Origin of the sequence: Streptomyces rubradiris (genome assembly GCF_016860525.1) — a bacterium.
Lineage (GTDB): Bacteria > Actinomycetota > Actinomycetes > Streptomycetales > Streptomycetaceae > Streptomyces > Streptomyces rubradiris.
Window position 1 is genome coordinate 1,563,231 of record NZ_BNEA01000015.1, and the last position, 15,899, is coordinate 1,579,129.

The following is a 15,899-nucleotide window of genomic DNA, read 5'->3' on the forward strand; positions in this document are numbered from 1 at the left end:
CTCGTCGGTCCGGCCCCGGGCAGGGCGTCAGCGGCCGACCGCGTAGCCCTGCATGCCGCGTGGGTTCGCCGCCGCCGAGAGGATGCCGGTCTCCGGGTCCCGGGCCACCGCGCACAGCCGGCCCTCGGACCAGGCGGGGCCGACGGTGACGTCATGGCCGCGCCGCCGCAGCTCCTCGATCACCCCGGGGTCCATCCGGGACTCCACGGTCACGCTGCCGGGGCTCCGGCGGCGCGGGTGGAAGGAGCCGGGGAAGTTGTCGTTGTGCCAGTTGGGGGCGTCGATGGCGCCCTGGAGGTCGAGGCCGCCGCGGACGGGGGTGCGCAGGGCGGCGGCCAGGAAGAAGTGCAGCTGCCACTGGTCCTGCTGGTCCCCGCCGGGCGTGCCGAACGCCAGGACCGGTATCCCGTCGCGCAGGGCGAGGGAGGGTGTGAGGGTGGTGCGGGGGCGGCGGCCGGGGGTGAGGGTGCCCGGCAGGCCCTCCTCCAGCCAGGTCATCTGCAGCCGCGTGCCGAGCGGGAAGCCGAGTTCGGGCACCACGGGGTTGGACTGGAGCCAGCCCCCGCTGGGCGTGGCCGCGATCATGTTGCCCCAGCGGTCGACGACGTCCAGGTGGCAGGTGTCGCCCCGGGTCGAGCCGTCGGCGGCCACCTCGGCCTCACCGGCCGCATCGGCCTCCCCGGTGACCTGCGCCTCCCCGGTGGCCTCCGCGAGGGTGGGCGCGCCGGGCAGCGGGGCGACGGTCGGCTCCCCGGCGCCCATCGGGTCGAAGCCGGGCCGCGCGCCCGCCGGCACGCACGCGTGCGCGAGAGCGGGCAGCCTCGGGAGCCGTCCGCCGGGGCTGCCGGGACGCAGGTCGTAGGAGGCCTTCTCGCCGATCAGGGCCCGCCGCCCGGCGTTGTAGGCGTCCGACAGCAGATCGGCGAGCGGCACCTCGGCGGCGTCGCCGTACCACGCCTCGCGGTCGGCCATGGCGAGCTTGCAGCCCTCGATGAGCAGGTGGACGTAGTCGGCGGAGCCCGGGGCGGGCAGCTCGGGCGGGAGCAGGGCGAGCTGCTGGAGCAGCACCGGGCCCTGGCTCCAGGGGCCGGCCTTGCACACGGTCCAGCCGTTCCAGTCGTACGTCACCGGTGTCTCGTAGTGGGCGGACCAGCCGGCCAGGTCGGCCTCGGTGAGGGTGCCGGTGTGCCGTTCGCCGCTGGTGTCCATGGTGGGCCGCCCGGACTGCCGTACCAGGGCCTCGGCGATGAAGCCGGAGCGCCAGACCTCGCGCGCGGCGTCGATCCGCGTCTCCCGGTCGCCCGCGTGCGCGGTCTCGGCCAGCAGCCGCTTCCAGGTGGCGGCGAGCGCGGGGTTGCGCAGCAGCGTGCCGGGCCGGGGCGGCCGGCCGCCGGGCAGGTACACCTCGGCCGACGACTGCCACTCGGTCTCGAACAACCGCCGTACGCTCGTCACGGTCGCGCCGACGTTCTCCACGGGCGCGTGCCCGTGCTCGGCGTAGCCGATGGCGTACTTCAGCACGTCGTCCAGGGACTTGGTGCCGTGGTCGCGCAGCAGGAGCAGCCAGGCGTCGAAGGCGCCGGGCACGGCGGCGGCGAGCGGTCCGGTGCCGGGTACGAGGTCCAGTCCGAGGTCCCGGTAGTGGGCCGGGGCGGCGCCCGCCGGGGCCACGCCCTGCCCGCACAGCACGCGCACGGCGCCGCCCGCGGGGGCGAGCAGGATCGGGACCTCGCCGGCCGGCCCGTTCAGGTGCGGTTCCACGACGTGCAGCACGAACGCGCCGGCCACGGCCGCGTCGAAGGCGTTGCCGCCGTCCTCCAGCACCGCCATCGCCGACTGGGAGGCCAGCCAGTGCGTGGAGGACACCATGCCGAAGGTGCCTTGGAGGGTGGGGCGGGTCGTGAACGGCATCTCTCACCTCGGTGTGCGCGCGTCGGCCGGCTTGCCCGGGAACGGCTGTCGTGATCTGTCGTGACCGGAAGCTGCCCCGCCGCGCGGCCGGCTACGCGGCCCACCGCCGATCCTGCCGGGCCCGTCCGGCACGTACATCCGGAGGCCGCCCTTGCCGGGAGCCGCGACGGGGACGGCCCCCGCCCGAAGTGACCCGCCGGGAACACCCGGGGCGGGCCGGACGTTGATCCCCACGGCATGAACGAAAGGCCAAGGCAGTGCACGGTGAGTACAAGGTGCCCGGCGGCAAGCTCGTCGTCGTGGACGTGGACGTCGAGGAGGGCGTGCTGCGGCGCGTCCGGGTGGCGGGCGACTTCTTCCTGGAACCGGACGAGGCGCTGGACGCGGTGAACGGCGCCCTGGAGGGCGCGCCCGCGGACACCGACGCGGCGGGGCTGGCCGCGCGCGTCGAGGCGGCGCTCCCGGCGGGGACGGTGATGTACGGCCTGACCTCGGAGGGCGTGGGCATCGCGGTGCGCCGGGCGCTCGCGCGCGCCACGGACTGGACCGACTACGACTGGCAGCTGATCCACGAGGCCCCGCAGTCGCCGGCCCTGCACATGGCGCTGGACGAGGTGCTGACCGCCGAGGTGGCCGCGGGCCGCCGGCCGCCGACGCTGCGGGTGTGGGAGTGGGGCTCCCCGGCGGTGATCATCGGCAGCTTCCAGTCGCTGCGCAACGAGGTCGACCCGGAGGGCGCCGCCCGGCACGGCGTGGAGGTGGTGCGGCGGATCTCCGGCGGCGGCGCGATGTTCGTCGAGCCCGGCAACACGATCACCTACTCGCTGTCGGTGCCCGACTCCCTGGTGCAGGGCCTGTCCTTCCAGGACAGCTACGCCTATCTGGACGACTGGGTGCTGGGCGCCCTCGGGGACCTGGGCATCCGGGCCTGGTACCAGCCGCTGAACGACATCGCCACCGACCAGGGGAAGATCGCGGGCGCCGCGCAGAAGCGGATGGTCGGGCCCGGCGGGGGTCCGGGCGCGGTGCTGCACCACGTGACGATGTCGTACGACATCGACGCCGACAAGATGGTCGAGGTGCTGCGCATCGGGCGGGAGAAGCTGTCCGACAAGGGCACCAGGAGCGCGAAGAAGCGGGTGGACCCGCTGCGCCGGCAGACGGGACTGCCCCGCGAGGCCGTCATCGAGCGGATGATCGCCTCCTTCCGCGCGCGCTACGGCCTGGCCGAGGGCAAGGTCACCGACGAGGAACTGGCCCGGGCGGAGGAACTGGCCCGCACGAAGTTCGGCTCTGCGGAGTGGACGGCGCGCGTGCCGTAGCCTCCGGCGGTCCGCGAGGCCGAAGGGGTGCGGGGCCCGGGCGGATGGCGGGCAGACCGGTACGTCGTGACCGTGGCCCGTGACCGGGTGGGTGCGCGGTGGGTTGGCACTTCCGCCCCACAGGCAGTCATGTGACACTGTCGTCCCCCGTCCGCCCCGCGGACCCCTCCACCCCTCTCCCCCACGAGAAGTGTGCCCGTGCGTCCCCTCCCCCTGCCGCTCGCCCTCACCGCGCGTCTGTCGCCGGTCGCGGTGCTCGCCTGCGCCGGCTGGCTGCTGTCCTCCGGCCTCGCCGCCCCGCCCGCGTCCGGGCACCAGACGGCCCGGACCCCGTCCGCCGGCACCTCCGCCGCCGCCCCGTCCGGCACCGCGGCGGCACCCACGTACACCACCGCGCCCTCCCCCTGCGCCGCCGTCCCCGCCGCCACCCTGAAGTCCCTGGTGCCCGGCGCCGAGCCGGCCGGCAAGGAGATCCCCTCCACGGACACCGAGCTGCGCCGCACCTGTTCCTGGAACGCGCTGCACGGCTACGACTACCGCTGGCTCGACGTGTCGTTCCAGATCGGCGAGTCGGACCAGGAGGCGGAGAAGGAGTACGAGCAGCGGGTCGCGGAGAAGAGCGGCGGCGGAGCCGTGCCGGGGCTCGGCGACACCGCGTACTCCGTCGTCGGCCTCACCACGGAGGACAAGCAGCAGACCCGCGAGGGCGTGGTGCTGGCCCGCGTCGCCAACGCCCTCGTCGTCGTCACCTACAGCGGCAGCGACTTCGAGACCCGCGAGGCGCCGACGACGGACGAGATCAACAAGGGTGCCATCAAGGCGGCGAAGTCCGCGGTGGCCGCGCTGGGCGGCGACTGAGCCCGGCCGCCGCCGCTCAGTCCGCCGGTTCCTCCTCGACACCGCGGACCTCGAAGCCGGCCCTGGGGCCCAGTTCGATCCGGTCGCCGTTGCGCAGGCGGACGGCCCGGCCGGGCACCAGGACGCGGTCGTTGACCCGGGTGCCGTTGGTGGCGCCCCGCTCGACCTCGGTCACCCAGGCCGCGCCCTCGGCGGTGTGCACGACGGTGGCGTGCCGGGCCGACACCGTCTCCTCGTCCGCCAGGAGCGCCGACGCCTCGGGCGCCCAGTCGCCGCTGCGGCCCAGCCGCAGTTCCCCGCCGCGCGGGACGTCGAGATGGCCGCCGCCGGCCCGGAACACCAGCCGCAGCACCCCGCCGGCCAGCCGCTCGGGACGGGACCCCGCGCCCGACGGGGCCAGACAGCCGGGACATCGCGGGATGCCCGCCGGGACGACCGTGGCGCAGCGCGGGCACCGCTCGCCGAGGGGCGGGGGCTGGGCCGGGGGCGGGAGGCCGGGGAGCGTGACGCCGTCGACGGGCTGCCAGTCGTCGTCATCCCAGTCGCTCGGCTCCGTCAACGGCGTCTCCCTTCCGCACGACGACCTTGGTGTCCACCCGTCCGCTCTCTGCCTCGCGCACCTCCGTCACCACGACGGTGGTGCCCGGTCCGAGGCCGGACGTGGCGAACAGCTCCCGGGCGAGCGGGTTGATCAGGTGGGTCTCCAGCACCATGCCGATGCCCCGGCCACCGTTCCACTTGTCCCGGGTGCAGTACTCCAGCAGTTCGCGCCGGGCCTTGTCCTCGATCCTGAGGACCAGCCGGTGCCCGTGGGCCAACTGCCGCTGGATGTTGCGGACCTGGAGGTCGAAGATCCGCTCGGCGACGTCGTCGGAGATGAAGTCGAAGACGACGACGTTGCCGCCGATCCGGTTCATCAGCTCCGGCCGGCCGATGACCTGTTCGAAGTGCTTCTTGACGTTGTCCCGGACGGTGGCCTCCAGTTCCTTGTACGGGGTTCCGGGGGCCACGATCCACTCGCGTTCCCCGGTCTCCGGGTCGGTGCGCTGCACACCGAGGTTGGAGGTGAAGATGAGCACGCACTCGCTGAAATAGGTGGTGACGCCCTGCCCGTCGGTGAGCCGGCCGTCCTCCAGCACCTGGAGGAACTTGTCGAGGATGCCCTTGTCGGCCTTCTCGATCTCGTCGAAGAGGATGACGCGGAAGGGGTTCTCCCGTACGGCGGAGGTCAGTTCGCCGCCCGCCTCGTAGCCGACGTAGCCCGGGGGCGCCCCGACGAGCCGGTCCGCTGAGTGCGCGGCCGAGAACTCGCTCATGTCGAACCGGAGATACGCCTGGTCGCTGTCGAACAGCACGGAGGCCACGGCCTTCGCCAGTTCGGTCTTGCCGGTGCCGGTCGGGCCGGCGAAGAACAGCACACCGCGCGGCCGGTGCCCGGGGCTGGTGGCCTGCGCCCCGGACAGCCCCAGCGCGGCCCGCTTGAGGATGTCCAGGGTGCGGGCCACGGCCGCCTCCTGGCCCAGTACCCGGCGGGGGATGGACCGTTCGTCGTCCGGGTCCTCGCCGCGCTGGATCCGCTGCCGGATCTCGTCGCGGCCCCAGGGGTTCTTCTCCACGCCCAGCCGGTAGATGCGTACGGCGTCGGGCATGGCGGCGAACGGCAGGCCGCGGGAGCGGGCGAGCTTCACGCTCTCCTCCATGGCCCGCAGGCTCATTCCGGATGCCGCGCGGGCGAAGGCGCCGACCGCGCGGGAGGTCTCCTCGGCGTCCGTGCCGCCGGGCGCGGCGGCGCCGTCGCGGGTGCCGTGTCCGGGGTACCGCTCGTAGACCTGGTGGAGGAGGCGGGCCATCGTGGTGCGTTCGTCCGCGTCCGGCTCCGGTACGGCGATGGCGCGGATCCGCTCGCTGCCCGAGAGCAGCCAGGCGGGGACGTCCCGTTCCCCCTCGGCCAGCCAGATCACCGGATTGAACAGGCCGGGGCCCTGCGGCAGGCCGCCGGGGCCGGTCCGGGGCGGCAACGGCCGCGCCTCGTGGGCGAGTTTGAGGCAGGCGAGGAAGAAGTCCCGTTCGTCGGGGGCCGGCCGGGCCGGGTCGGTGAGCAGCCGGGAGGCGTGGTCGATCACCAGGGCGACCCGCAGCGGCGGCAGCCGGCGGCCGTCGCGCGGTGCCTCGCTCCGCTGCCGCGCCCACCCGTCGGTGATGTTCCGCAGCTGGTCCAGCACGGCCTGGCGGCGCGCCGCCGTCTGGCCGGGGAAGTCCCCGGTCCCCCGCAGGAGTTCGGCCACGGCGGCCTGGACGTCGCCCGCGCCGGCCTGGGCCACGCCGAAGCCGCTGATCTGGTCGCACACCACCAGTGCCTCGTAGCCCTGCTGCCGCAGGGGATTCCACAGCACGTCGAGCAGCGGGTGGAACCGGTCCCGGCCGCGCCGGCGCACCAGGTGCAGATCACGGATGTTGCCGTGCAGGACGTACTGCGCGTGCACACCGAGTGTTCCGGTCAGCTCCTCCACGAAGGGCGGCAGCCGGTCTTCCTTGGACAGGTCCATCGTTCCTCCCCGTTGCGCGCTGTCGCGGGCCGCGCGCGGGCCTTGGACGCGGCGGTGTGCTCAGGGCCCCGCCGGTGGTGCGTGCCCCGGAAGTCAGCCCGCGCGGCGGTCGCCGCCGTCCGCGTGGCGGTGCCGGGCGGGCCGCGGGAGCACGTCCTGGTACGCGTCCGCGAGCTGTTCCGCCTCGCCGATCAGATCGTCGAGCACCAGGGCGTTCTCCCCCGGCACCCCGGGCAGTGCCCCTTCGGTGTGCTCGACCGTGAACTCCACTTCCAGGCCCAGCGATTCGGTGATCCGTTCCAGTTCGGTGAGCCGCGTGCGGGTCTCGGCGCAGCGTTCGTCGTCCAGGGCGCGCTGTTGCGGTGTCCGCTCCCCCGGGCCGCCCCGGTACATGGTGGCCACGCTCAGCCGGCCGTCGAGCAGGGTGGCCCGGAGCCAGTGCCCGGGGTCCCAGCCCGGCGGTGTCCAGTCGAGCCGTACCTCCTGTCCCGCGCCCCGGCCCAGGCCGGCCCGGCCGCCGAACCTCCTGGCCAGCTCGGCGACGGCGCCGGCGCACCGCTCCTGGACGTAGAGGGCCTCCAGGGCGCGCACCCGTTCGGTGACCCGGCGTTCGACCAGCTCCCGTTCGGCCGGGCCGAGCGCGACGCCCTCGTCCAGAGTGCGCCGCAGCAGGGCGACGGCGTCCGGTGCCGGGGTGAGGTCCTCGGCGCCCTCGGGGGTCTCGTAGACGAGGAAGTCGTGGTGCAGGGCGGCGCGTTCCTGTGCCTCGCGGGTCTCGCGCGCCTGCCGGTTGGCGTCGCGGACGAACTTGCGCGCCTCGGTGAGGTGGATACGGGCCCGGCGTGGGTCCTCGGCGGCGCGGCGTACGGCGTCCCGGACGGCCTGCGCGGCGAGGCCGGCCGTCTCGGGGGCGGCGTACGGGTCGAGTTCGCCGAGGATCCGGGCCCCGGTGCGGCGTACCTCGCGGACGTCGGTGGGTGCGGGGGCCGGGCGGCCTGCGGCCGGGTGGGGCAGCCGCCCGGCCTCGGCGTCGGCGGTGCGTTCGGCGGCGTAGCGGCGTAGCGCGCGCTCGCGGCTCTCGCGCAGGGCGAGTTGCCAGTCGTCGTCGCGGTCCTCGTCCAGCCTGCACTGGGCGGCGAGCCGCCGCTGTTCCCATGCGGCCTGGGCCCGCTCCGCGCTGTGCAGGGCCTGTTCGGCGCGGGCCACATCCCGCCGCAGGTCGGCGAGCCGGGCGCCGACGGGGGCGAGCGGCGGCGGTACGTCGGGGTGGGGCGGGGGCCCGGGCGGGCCGCCGAGGGCCTGGGCGCGCGCGACCCGGGCCAGCAGGGCGTGGCGACGGGCGTTGACCCGTACGGCGGCGAAGGCGGCGGCCTCCCACTGTTCGGCGGCCGTGGCCGCGATCCGCTGCCGCCGTTCCAGGCAGCGCTGTTCCTCGGCGGCCCGGACCGCCCCGGCGGCCAGCAGCCGGGTGCCGAGCAGGGCGGCGCGCCCGACGAGCAGCACGCCGCTGAGCGAGCCGAGCACCTGGAGCGCCGCGTCCGCTGCCTGGTGTGCGGCATGCTCGGCGACGTCGGTGAGCTGGCCGGCGGCGTCGGTGAGGTGGCCCGATGCCTGTCCGGCCGCGTCGTGCAGGTGGAGCATGCCGGTGTGCGGCAGCGCCTGGGGGTCCAGGGGCGGCGGGGGCGGCGGGAAGTACACGGCGGGTGCCACCATCTCGATGCCGGGAAGGGCGAAACCCGAGCTCATGCCTGTTCTCCTGTCGTGTCGGTCGCCGTCCGGGTCCGCCACGGCCGGCCCGCGCGGTTCGCCTGCCGGCGGGCCCGCAGACCGCGCCGCCGGCGCCCCCATGCCCGGCAGCGGTGGACGCTCCACGCGACGACGGCGACTGCCGAGGCGAGCGGCCACAGCCAGGGCGCGGCGGCGACGGCGTAGAACCCGAGGAAGACGGCGAGGACGAGCAGCGCCGCCCCGGTCCAGCGGCCGGTCCGGGTGCGGGCCAGCCGGCCGGGGCGGTCCGCGCCGCGGATCAGCAGGCCGGCCAGTGAGCGGTGGGGGTGGTAGAAGGGCGGGCCGATGTAGACGGCGGTCCACAGTTCCGCCGTGAAGACGACCGCGGCGGCGGGCAGCGCCTCCAGCCAGGCCGTGACGACGGCCTCCTGGGAGGCGCGGCCCAGGACGTCCGCGAGGCCGATGACGAAGGTCCAGGGTGCCGTGCCGGCGATGCCGCCGAACAGCGCCCAGCCGAGGGTGGGCAGGCGGTCCATGCGGCGCAGTACGGCGGTTAGTCCGTCCTGGTCGGCGGCGAGCAGCAGTTCCCGCTCCTCCTGGACACGCCGGGCCCTGCGCCGCTCGGCCTCCTGCCGGGCCCGCGCGCCGAGCCGGACGGCGGCGACGAGGCGGGGATCGTCGTCCTGGGCGGCGAGCAGCGCGTCGAACCAGGGCACCGGTTCGGGCAGCCCGGCGCGCAGGCGCAGCAGCGTGCCGGTGAGCAGGCGCCTGGTGCGGTCCGGTTCCCGGGCCAGTTGCAGCAGCCAGGCGTCCACCGCGGCGGTGCGGCGCAGGGCCGCCCGGTCCTGGCGGTCCCGGGCGATCTCCCGGACGGTGGGCTCCCACCGGGCGCGCAGCCGGGCCCACGCGGTGGCCGTGTCGTCCAGTCCCTGGCCGCCGGGCCGCCGGGCGAGTTCGGTCATGACTCCGGGGTGGTCCGCCAGGTGCCGCAACAGCGCGACCGCGTCGGCGTGCCCGTCCCGGGCGCCCTGGCACAGCCTGCGCATGGTCGGCGCGTCCAGCCGGGCCCCGTGCCAGGTGACGTCGAGGCCGGGGCCGAGCCAGTTCAGCAGCCGGGCGAGGGTCTCGGGGGACGGCGGCCGGGCCAGTTCCCCGGTCAGCTCGTCGAGCCGGGCCAGTTCCTCCTCGCCGCGCCCGCCGAGGGTCCGGAACTGCTCCAGCCACTCGGCCAGCCGGGCCCGGTCGGTGTCGTCGGCCAGCATGCGTGCCGCCGAGACGTGGTTCTGGTCCAGGTGGAGGGCGAGCGACTCGGTCCCGGTGAACTCCTGGCCCATGAACGGGAACGGGCGGATCGCCGGGCGGGTGGGGTCGTCGGCGAAGATCCGGCCGCCGGTGCGCGGGTGGACGTGGGGTTCCCGGCCGTCCAGCCAGTCCTGTACCTGCGGTGCCTGCCAGCGGTGTTCGGGGGCCCGGGTGAGCAGGCCCTCGCACAGCAGCCGGGTCCGGCGGTGGGCGATCCCGGAGACGTCGGGGTCGTGGGTGGCGATCTCGGCGAGCACGTCCTCGTCCCGGCGGAACTCGACGGGGTGGCGGCCCAGGGCGAGTTGGGCGACGACCATGCCGAGCGACCACCAGTCGCCGGCCTCGGAGACGGTCTGCCGGAGCAGTCCGGCCTCCGGTGCGAGGTAGAGGGGCTTGCCGCGCCAGTCGGTGCGGGGTTCCAGCACCTCCTCGGGCCGGTGGACGGCGGCGCCGAAGTCCACGAGGACGAGGTCGGCCGTGTCGCCGCGGCGGGTCTGGACCATGATGTTGTCGGGGGTGATGTCCCGGTGGACGACGCCGCGTTCGTGCAGCGCGGTGACGGCGCCGTACAGCTGGCCCACCATGTCCCGTACGGCGTCGGGGGGCAGGCCCTCGGGGCGGTCCCGGTGGTACTTCTCCAGGGTCTCCTCGCCGTGCGACCAGTACAGGTGCCAGGGGTGGCCGTGTGCCTCGCCGGTCTCCAGGAGCCGTTCCAGGTGGGGGGCCGGGAGGGCGCCGAGTTCCCGCAGTTCGTGTTCCACGGCCGGATCCGGGGCGTGCAGCCGGTGGTACCACTTGAGCACCAGGGGTATCTCCGCCGGTCCGTGACGGGCCGTCAGGTCGCGCACGCGCAGGACGACGGCCTCGGCGGGCCGCCGCGCGGCGGAGAGCACGGCGACGAGCGGGAAGCGGTCCGCCAGGTCGCGAGGCACCTCGGCGAGGACCGGCCGGGTCTCGGTGTTGCGGGCGTCGGTGAAGCCCCCGTCGGCGGGGTCGACGAATCGGGTGGGCCGCGTGGTCGTCATCGTCCGGCCCTCCGGGAGGCGCGGCGGGTGCGCCGGGGCGCGGTGGTGCGGGGCGCGGGCCGCGAGGGGACGGAGACGTGCCGGTTCCCGGCGGGTGACAGGGGGTTTCCCGGATCTTCAGCGGATACCCCTTCGGGGCTACGATGCGCAGCATGCACCCCCTGCCCCCGCACGAGAGCCTCGTGGCCGAACTCAGGGAACTGAGGCGGCGCGGCCTGCCCGGGCTGCGCCACAGCACCAGGGACGCGCTGCGCCAGGCGGCGGTCGCGGCCGGGCTGTGCGCCGGACCGGAGGACGAACAGACAGGCATCGAGGAGCTGTTGGGCGCGGCGGTACGACGGCTGGCCGGCGGGCGCCCGGTGCGGGACGACGACTCCAGCGATCCGCTGGCCCGCGCCGCCGCACATGCGTTCGGGCTCTTCCCGGCGCGCCGGGGGGTGCCCGGCACCGACCGGCGCAAGGCCGCGGCGGCCGTCTACGGCGTGACCACCGAGCGGTTCCGCAAGAGCCAGGAGCACGATGTCATCGCCGAACTGGCGGCGGCGGTGCTGACCGTCGCCCGCCAGGGGGCGGACCGGCCCGCCGCGGTCGTACGGGAGCCGGCCGCGGACTCCGCGGTGCGCACGGCGCCCGCGGTGGCCCGTCCGGCGCGCCCGGGGGCCGGGATCACCGTGCGGGTGTGCCCGATCGAGGAGGTGCGGGACGTGGACATCCTGGTGTCCTCGGAGAACACCTACCTGGAGATGTCCAAGACGTTCCGCCCCACGGTCTCCGGCGCGCTGCGCCGGGCCGCCGCCCTGCGGGACGCCCAGGGCGAGATCGTGGACGACGTGCTCTCCCGGGAACTGGGCGTGTGGCTGCGGACGCACGGCAGGACGGGCATGCCGGTGCGGCCGGGCACGGTCGTCGCCACCTCCTCCGGCGCCCTGGCCGCCCAGGGGGTGCGGCGCATCCACCACGCGGCGATCGCCACCCCGGTCGGGGACGGCGACCGCTATCACGTGTCCCCCGCCGTGCTCGGCGAGGCGGTGCGCAGGTCCTTCGAACTTGCCCGCCACGAGAGCGAGTTCCTCTCTCTTCCGATGTCCTCGATCTGCTTTCCGCTGCTGGGCTCCGGCCGGGGCGGACTGCCCGTGGAGACGGTGGCCCGTCGGCTGCTCGACGCGGTCCGCGAGGAGTTGCGGCGGGACCCGTCCTGGTCGGTGCTGCTGGTCACCCCCGAGGAGAGCCACGCCCGGCTGCTCACGGCCGCCAGCTCCGGTCCGTGAGGGCCACCCCGCCACGCCTCAACTCCCGTTCGAAAGCGGTCAGTTCGCCGCGCAGCGGGACGCCGTAGAGGCGCAGCGCGCCGTCGGGGCCGGGTGCGGGCTGCAGGCGGGGGCCGGGGGATTCGCGAGTGAGGTACGGGCCGTAGCGGGCGGCGCCGAGCGGGGTCAGCGGGTGGATCCGCTGGTTGGCCGAGCCGCGCCAGGCCAGCCGGGTGGGTTCGGCCGCCCGGAACCGGCCGGTGATCACGGCGTCCGCGCCGTCGAGGGCGCGGCACCGCCCGGGCGTCAGTTCCCCGGGCTCGTACCCCGTGTACACCAGCAGGTCGGGCAGGCGGGGCCCGGCGCTCCCCTCGTGCCGCCGGGCCCCGTCGCGCAGCCGTGCCGCGCCGGTGAGGAGTGCGGCGAGCGCCTCCGCCTGCTGCAGCGGCTCGCCCCCGCTGACCGTGAGGCCGTCCGCGCCGTCGGCGAGGGCCCGGCGCCACAGCCCGAGCACCTCGTCGACCGTGCCGGACGTGCCCGCCGCCGGGTCCCAGGTGTGCCGGGACATGCAGCCGGCGCAGGCCAGCGAGCAGCCCTGGAACCAGACGCCGAGCCGTTTTCCCGGACCGAGCGTTTCCAACGGGTAGTGCGTCCCGTCGAGACGTAATTCCACGGCTTCTCCTCCCCGTACCGGCCCCGAGTATCCAGCGGTCCGGGGACCGTCCGCAATTGCCGGAAGGCCCTTAATCCGGTACTCCGCCGGGCGGGATCCGGTTGTTTTCCGGAAGCCCCACGAGAATGATCCGTTTTCCGCGAACGACCAGTCCCGCCAAGGGTTTTGCTCCGCTAACCTCTCCCCATCGCGGCGCCTTCCCACCCGGACCGCCCGCGACGAATGGGGGATTTTCGAAATGATCAGCCACGCTCGAATAAATGTCCGGGTCCGACGACTGAATGCCGGGTTGCTGTCCTCCGCGCGCGCCCGGTCGCACGGCCGCAGGGACGCGGTCCGGCTGCGGGAATTCCTGCGGAGAGCGGCACCGGGGCACCGGCCGGCCGAAGCCGCCACCGGCCTCCCGCCGTACATCCTGGGCCTGCACGCCCAGGTGCGGCGCGGCACCGCGCGGCTGCGCTCCCGCACCCTCCGGGCGCACCGCGCCCTGCACATCCGGATCGGGGCGGAGTCGGTGCGGGTGGTGAACCAGTACCAGGTGCGCGGCACGCCGGCGCCGGCCGCGCTCGCCCGGTTCGGGCGGATGGTCGGCGAGTGGCGCTCGGCCGCCGCCGAATGCCGCCAGCGGGCCCAGCAACTCGCCGACGAGGCGAACCAGTTGATCGCCTGCTACTGGGACGCCGCGTGGGCCGGCGGCCAGGCGGCCGGCCTGGTCGACGGGGCGCGGCCCACGGGCTGGCTGCCCGGGGAGATCTCCCTGGACCGCACCTGGGACCACGTCGACGACAGCCTGCTCACCGACCGCTGGTACGCCGGGGGCGCCGCCGCGTCGGCCGTGGCGCAGGCCCTGCACATCCTCGACAACCAGGCGGCGTACGGCGGCGCCCCGAGCGGCGTCCGCGAGGGATGACCCCGCCCGCTCCGCCGTCCGTCCGCCGCCCCACCACTGCCCGTCTCCCAGGAAGGCCAGGGAACGTCATCGTGCATCACTCGGCCAGGACCGGCCCTCGGTCCACCGTCCGCGCCACCCGCCGGCTCGCCGTCGTCGTCCCGCTGGTGTGCGCACTGTCCGCCCTCGTGTCCTGCACCAAGCAGGAGGAGGCCCTCACCACACCCTGCGGGGTGGTGGTGGACGGCTCCGGTTCCGCCGCCGCGGTGAAGGAGGGGTTCGACTCGGAGGCCAAACTCAAGGACAGTTTCGTGGAGTTCCTCACCGACCAGAAGTGCGGAACCGTCGACTTCGCCCCCATCACCCGTTCCTCGCGCAGCTCCTCCTGCCGGCAGGGCCAGATCGACCTCGACCCGCCGCACGACGCCACCACCGACCAGCAGGCACAGCGGGCCGGTGCCCGGCGGGACGCGGCCCTCGCCGCGCTCGCCGAGCTCAAGTGCGCCCGCACCCAGAACGGTTCGGACGTGTGGGGCGCGCTGGCCCGCATCGGGGAGACCGTCTCCGGCGACGGGCCGGCGCCCAAGCTGCTCGTCGTCAGCGACTTCCAGCAGGCCGACCCGGAGTTCTTCCTCTCCCGCCAGGACCTGTCCACCAAGGCCCGGCGGGCCGAGGTCATCGACTCCCTCGTCAAGGCGCGGGGGCTGCCCGGCATCAAGGGAATGGACGTCTTCCCGGTCGGGCTCGGCATGCAGTACAAGGCGAAACCCAGCGAGGCCGACGACTTCGAGTCCTTCTGGACGGAAGCGCTCGAAGGGAGGGCCGAGGCTCATGTCGACTCCCGTTACCGGCGCTGACGGGCCGCGCCCGCGCCGCCTCCGGCTGCCCTTCCCCCGGCGGCCCGCACCGGGCGCCGCCCGGCGCCGGCCGGACCACGCCCGGCGGGCTCCCCGCCCGGCCCTGGTCCTGGACGCCAGGGACCAGGGCACGCTGCTCAAGGACGCCGGCCGGCACGGACGGCAGGCCGGCCGGAAGAAGACGCTGGACCCCTGGCTGCTGTACGGCGACGAGCCGCTGCCCTACTTCGCCAAGCTGGCCGGGCTGCGCGACGCCATGGTCCACCGCATCGAGGAGGAGCTGCACGGGCGGCAGGAGGAGGCCCGGCTCCAGGACGCCCGGGCCGCCGCCGACATGACCACGGGCGAGGCCCGGACGCTGCTGCTGGACAGACGGCTGCGGGAGGCCGACCAGGCCGTCCGGACCGCCCTGGACCAGCTCGACCTGCTCGCGCTGCGCTCCTCGCGCTGGCTGCGCTTCCGGGACCGGCTGCGCGAACGGGTGGAGGAACGCTGGCTGCGCGCCCGCTTCGGGGACGCTGCCGGACCCGCCCCGGCGGCCACCGCGCCCGGGGACGACGGCACCGGGCCGGCGACCGGCAAGGAGGAGGGCACGGACCCGGGCGACGACTGGCAGTCGGTGTCCACCGCGGCCACCGCGCCGGACGGCACCGCGGCCACCGCGCTCGGGGAGGACTACCGGGCCGCCTTGCGGGAGACCGGCCTCCAGGGGTCGGCCGACCGCTGGGAGGGACTGCTGACCCGCCCCGGCCTGCCCCGGTGGCTGACCCTGGCGCTGCTGGCGGCCATCATGGCCGTCGAGGTGCCCGTCTACTGGGTCGCCTACCAGCCCTTCCACGGCGTCGGCAGCACCGGCGGTGACGTGCTGTCCGGCACGCTCGCCGTCTCGTCCGCAGTTGTCATGCTGATCGTGCCGCACCTGGCGGGGCACATGCTGCGGTGGCGCTCGGCGACCGGGGCGCCGCGCAGCGGATGGCTGCCGTCCCTGACCCTGCTCGGCGTGTGGGGCGCACTGACCTGGCTGCTCGGCACATTGCGCGCCAGGTTCGTGACGCAGCACGACACTCCGGCGGAGGGAGACGGCGCCGGCTTCCGCGGGCTCGGCGGTCCGGGGGCGGACGCCACCTCCCTGGTGGACCGGCTGCACCTGTCCACGCAGACGGTGACCTGGCTGTTCTGCGCGCTGCTGCTGCTCTCGGGCGGTGTCGGCTTCCTGCTCGGCCTGTTCCGGGAACACCCGTTCCTCGACGCCTTCCGCACGGCGGTCGAGCGGCGGGAGGATCTGCAACGGCAGCACGACGAGAGCGTGGCCGCCACCGAGCGGGCACGGGCCGAGCGGGAGACGGCCCAGGCCCGGCAGGAGGACCGCCGGGAGGCCGCGCGGGAGCGGATCGCCGCGACCCGCGAGCTGTACGAGTCCGCCGCCGCCGAGTTCCTCCAGGGGGTGGTGACGGCTTCGAAGGACCCCGCCGTCAGCGAGGCCGCCATGCGCCGGTCCGACCGCCGGCCGCTGCTGCCCGGCCCGGCACCGCTCGGCTGAA

12 protein-coding genes are annotated in these 15,899 nt (G+C 75.3%); 6 read left to right on the plus strand and 6 right to left on the minus strand.

All coding sequences use genetic code 11. The features are described from left to right. Positions 1 to 27: 27 nt before the first annotated feature. A complete protein-coding gene (locus Srubr_RS20165) occupies positions 28 to 1,911 on the minus strand; it encodes a gamma-glutamyltransferase family protein (RefSeq protein ID WP_189990604.1) in 1,884 nt (627 codons plus the stop codon). A gap of 257 nt (positions 1,912 to 2,168) precedes the next feature. Between Srubr_RS20165 and Srubr_RS20170 the strand changes: the two genes are divergently transcribed. Continuing rightward, entirely contained in the window at positions 2,169 to 3,233 is a 1,065-nt protein-coding gene (locus tag Srubr_RS20170) for a lipoate--protein ligase family protein (protein WP_189990603.1), read from the plus strand. A gap of 198 nt (positions 3,234 to 3,431) precedes the next feature. After that, on the plus strand, positions 3,432 to 4,091 hold the full coding sequence (locus Srubr_RS20175) for a hypothetical protein (protein WP_189990602.1): 660 nt from the start codon (positions 3,432 to 3,434) through the stop codon (positions 4,089 to 4,091). A gap of 16 nt (positions 4,092 to 4,107) precedes the next feature. Here Srubr_RS20175 and Srubr_RS40890 read toward each other — a convergent pair whose 3' ends face one another. From Srubr_RS40890 to Srubr_RS20195, 4 genes are all read right to left on the minus strand, one after another. Then, a complete protein-coding gene (locus Srubr_RS40890; RefSeq protein WP_229926468.1) occupies positions 4,108 to 4,650 on the minus strand; it encodes an FHA domain-containing protein in 543 nt (180 codons plus the stop codon). After that, positions 4,625 to 6,637 (minus strand): AAA family ATPase, encoded by a 2,013-nt coding sequence (locus Srubr_RS20185; RefSeq protein ID WP_189990601.1) that lies wholly within the window; start codon positions 6,635 to 6,637, stop codon positions 4,625 to 4,627. The genes Srubr_RS40890 and Srubr_RS20185 overlap by 26 nt, the downstream gene beginning before the upstream one ends. Before the next feature lie 93 nt (positions 6,638 to 6,730). Further along, entirely contained in the window at positions 6,731 to 8,383 is a 1,653-nt protein-coding gene (locus Srubr_RS20190) for a hypothetical protein (protein WP_189990600.1), read from the minus strand. Then, complete coding sequence (locus tag Srubr_RS20195; protein ID WP_189990599.1) at positions 8,380 to 10,692, minus strand: serine/threonine protein kinase; 2,313 nt, start codon at positions 10,690 to 10,692, stop codon at positions 8,380 to 8,382. The genes Srubr_RS20190 and Srubr_RS20195 overlap by 4 nt, the downstream gene beginning before the upstream one ends. Positions 10,693 to 10,844: 152 nt before the next feature. Between Srubr_RS20195 and Srubr_RS20200 the strand changes: the two genes are divergently transcribed. Beyond that, complete coding sequence (locus Srubr_RS20200) at positions 10,845 to 11,960, plus strand: macro domain-containing protein (protein WP_189990598.1); 1,116 nt, start codon at positions 10,845 to 10,847, stop codon at positions 11,958 to 11,960. On the opposite strand, the gene Srubr_RS40895 is transcribed toward Srubr_RS20200, so the two are convergent. After that, entirely contained in the window at positions 11,935 to 12,612 is a 678-nt protein-coding gene (locus tag Srubr_RS40895; protein WP_229926467.1) for a 4Fe-4S single cluster domain-containing protein, read from the minus strand. The two genes, Srubr_RS20200 and Srubr_RS40895, sit on opposite strands and share 26 nt — an antisense overlap. Positions 12,613 to 12,901: 289 nt before the next feature. Here Srubr_RS40895 and Srubr_RS20210 point away from each other — a divergent pair, with 289 nt between their 5' ends. From Srubr_RS20210 to Srubr_RS41460, 3 genes are all read left to right on the plus strand, one after another. Further along, a complete protein-coding gene (locus Srubr_RS20210; protein WP_229926466.1) occupies positions 12,902 to 13,522 on the plus strand; it encodes a hypothetical protein in 621 nt (206 codons plus the stop codon). 71 nt (positions 13,523 to 13,593) lie between these two features. Next, entirely contained in the window at positions 13,594 to 14,358 is a 765-nt protein-coding gene (locus tag Srubr_RS20215) for a hypothetical protein (RefSeq protein ID WP_189990593.1), read from the plus strand. Continuing rightward, positions 14,333 to 15,898, plus strand: coding sequence for a hypothetical protein (locus Srubr_RS41460; protein WP_189990592.1), 1,566 nt, complete (start codon positions 14,333 to 14,335; stop codon positions 15,896 to 15,898). The genes Srubr_RS20215 and Srubr_RS41460 overlap by 26 nt, the downstream gene beginning before the upstream one ends. Position 15,899: the final 1 nt, after the last annotated feature.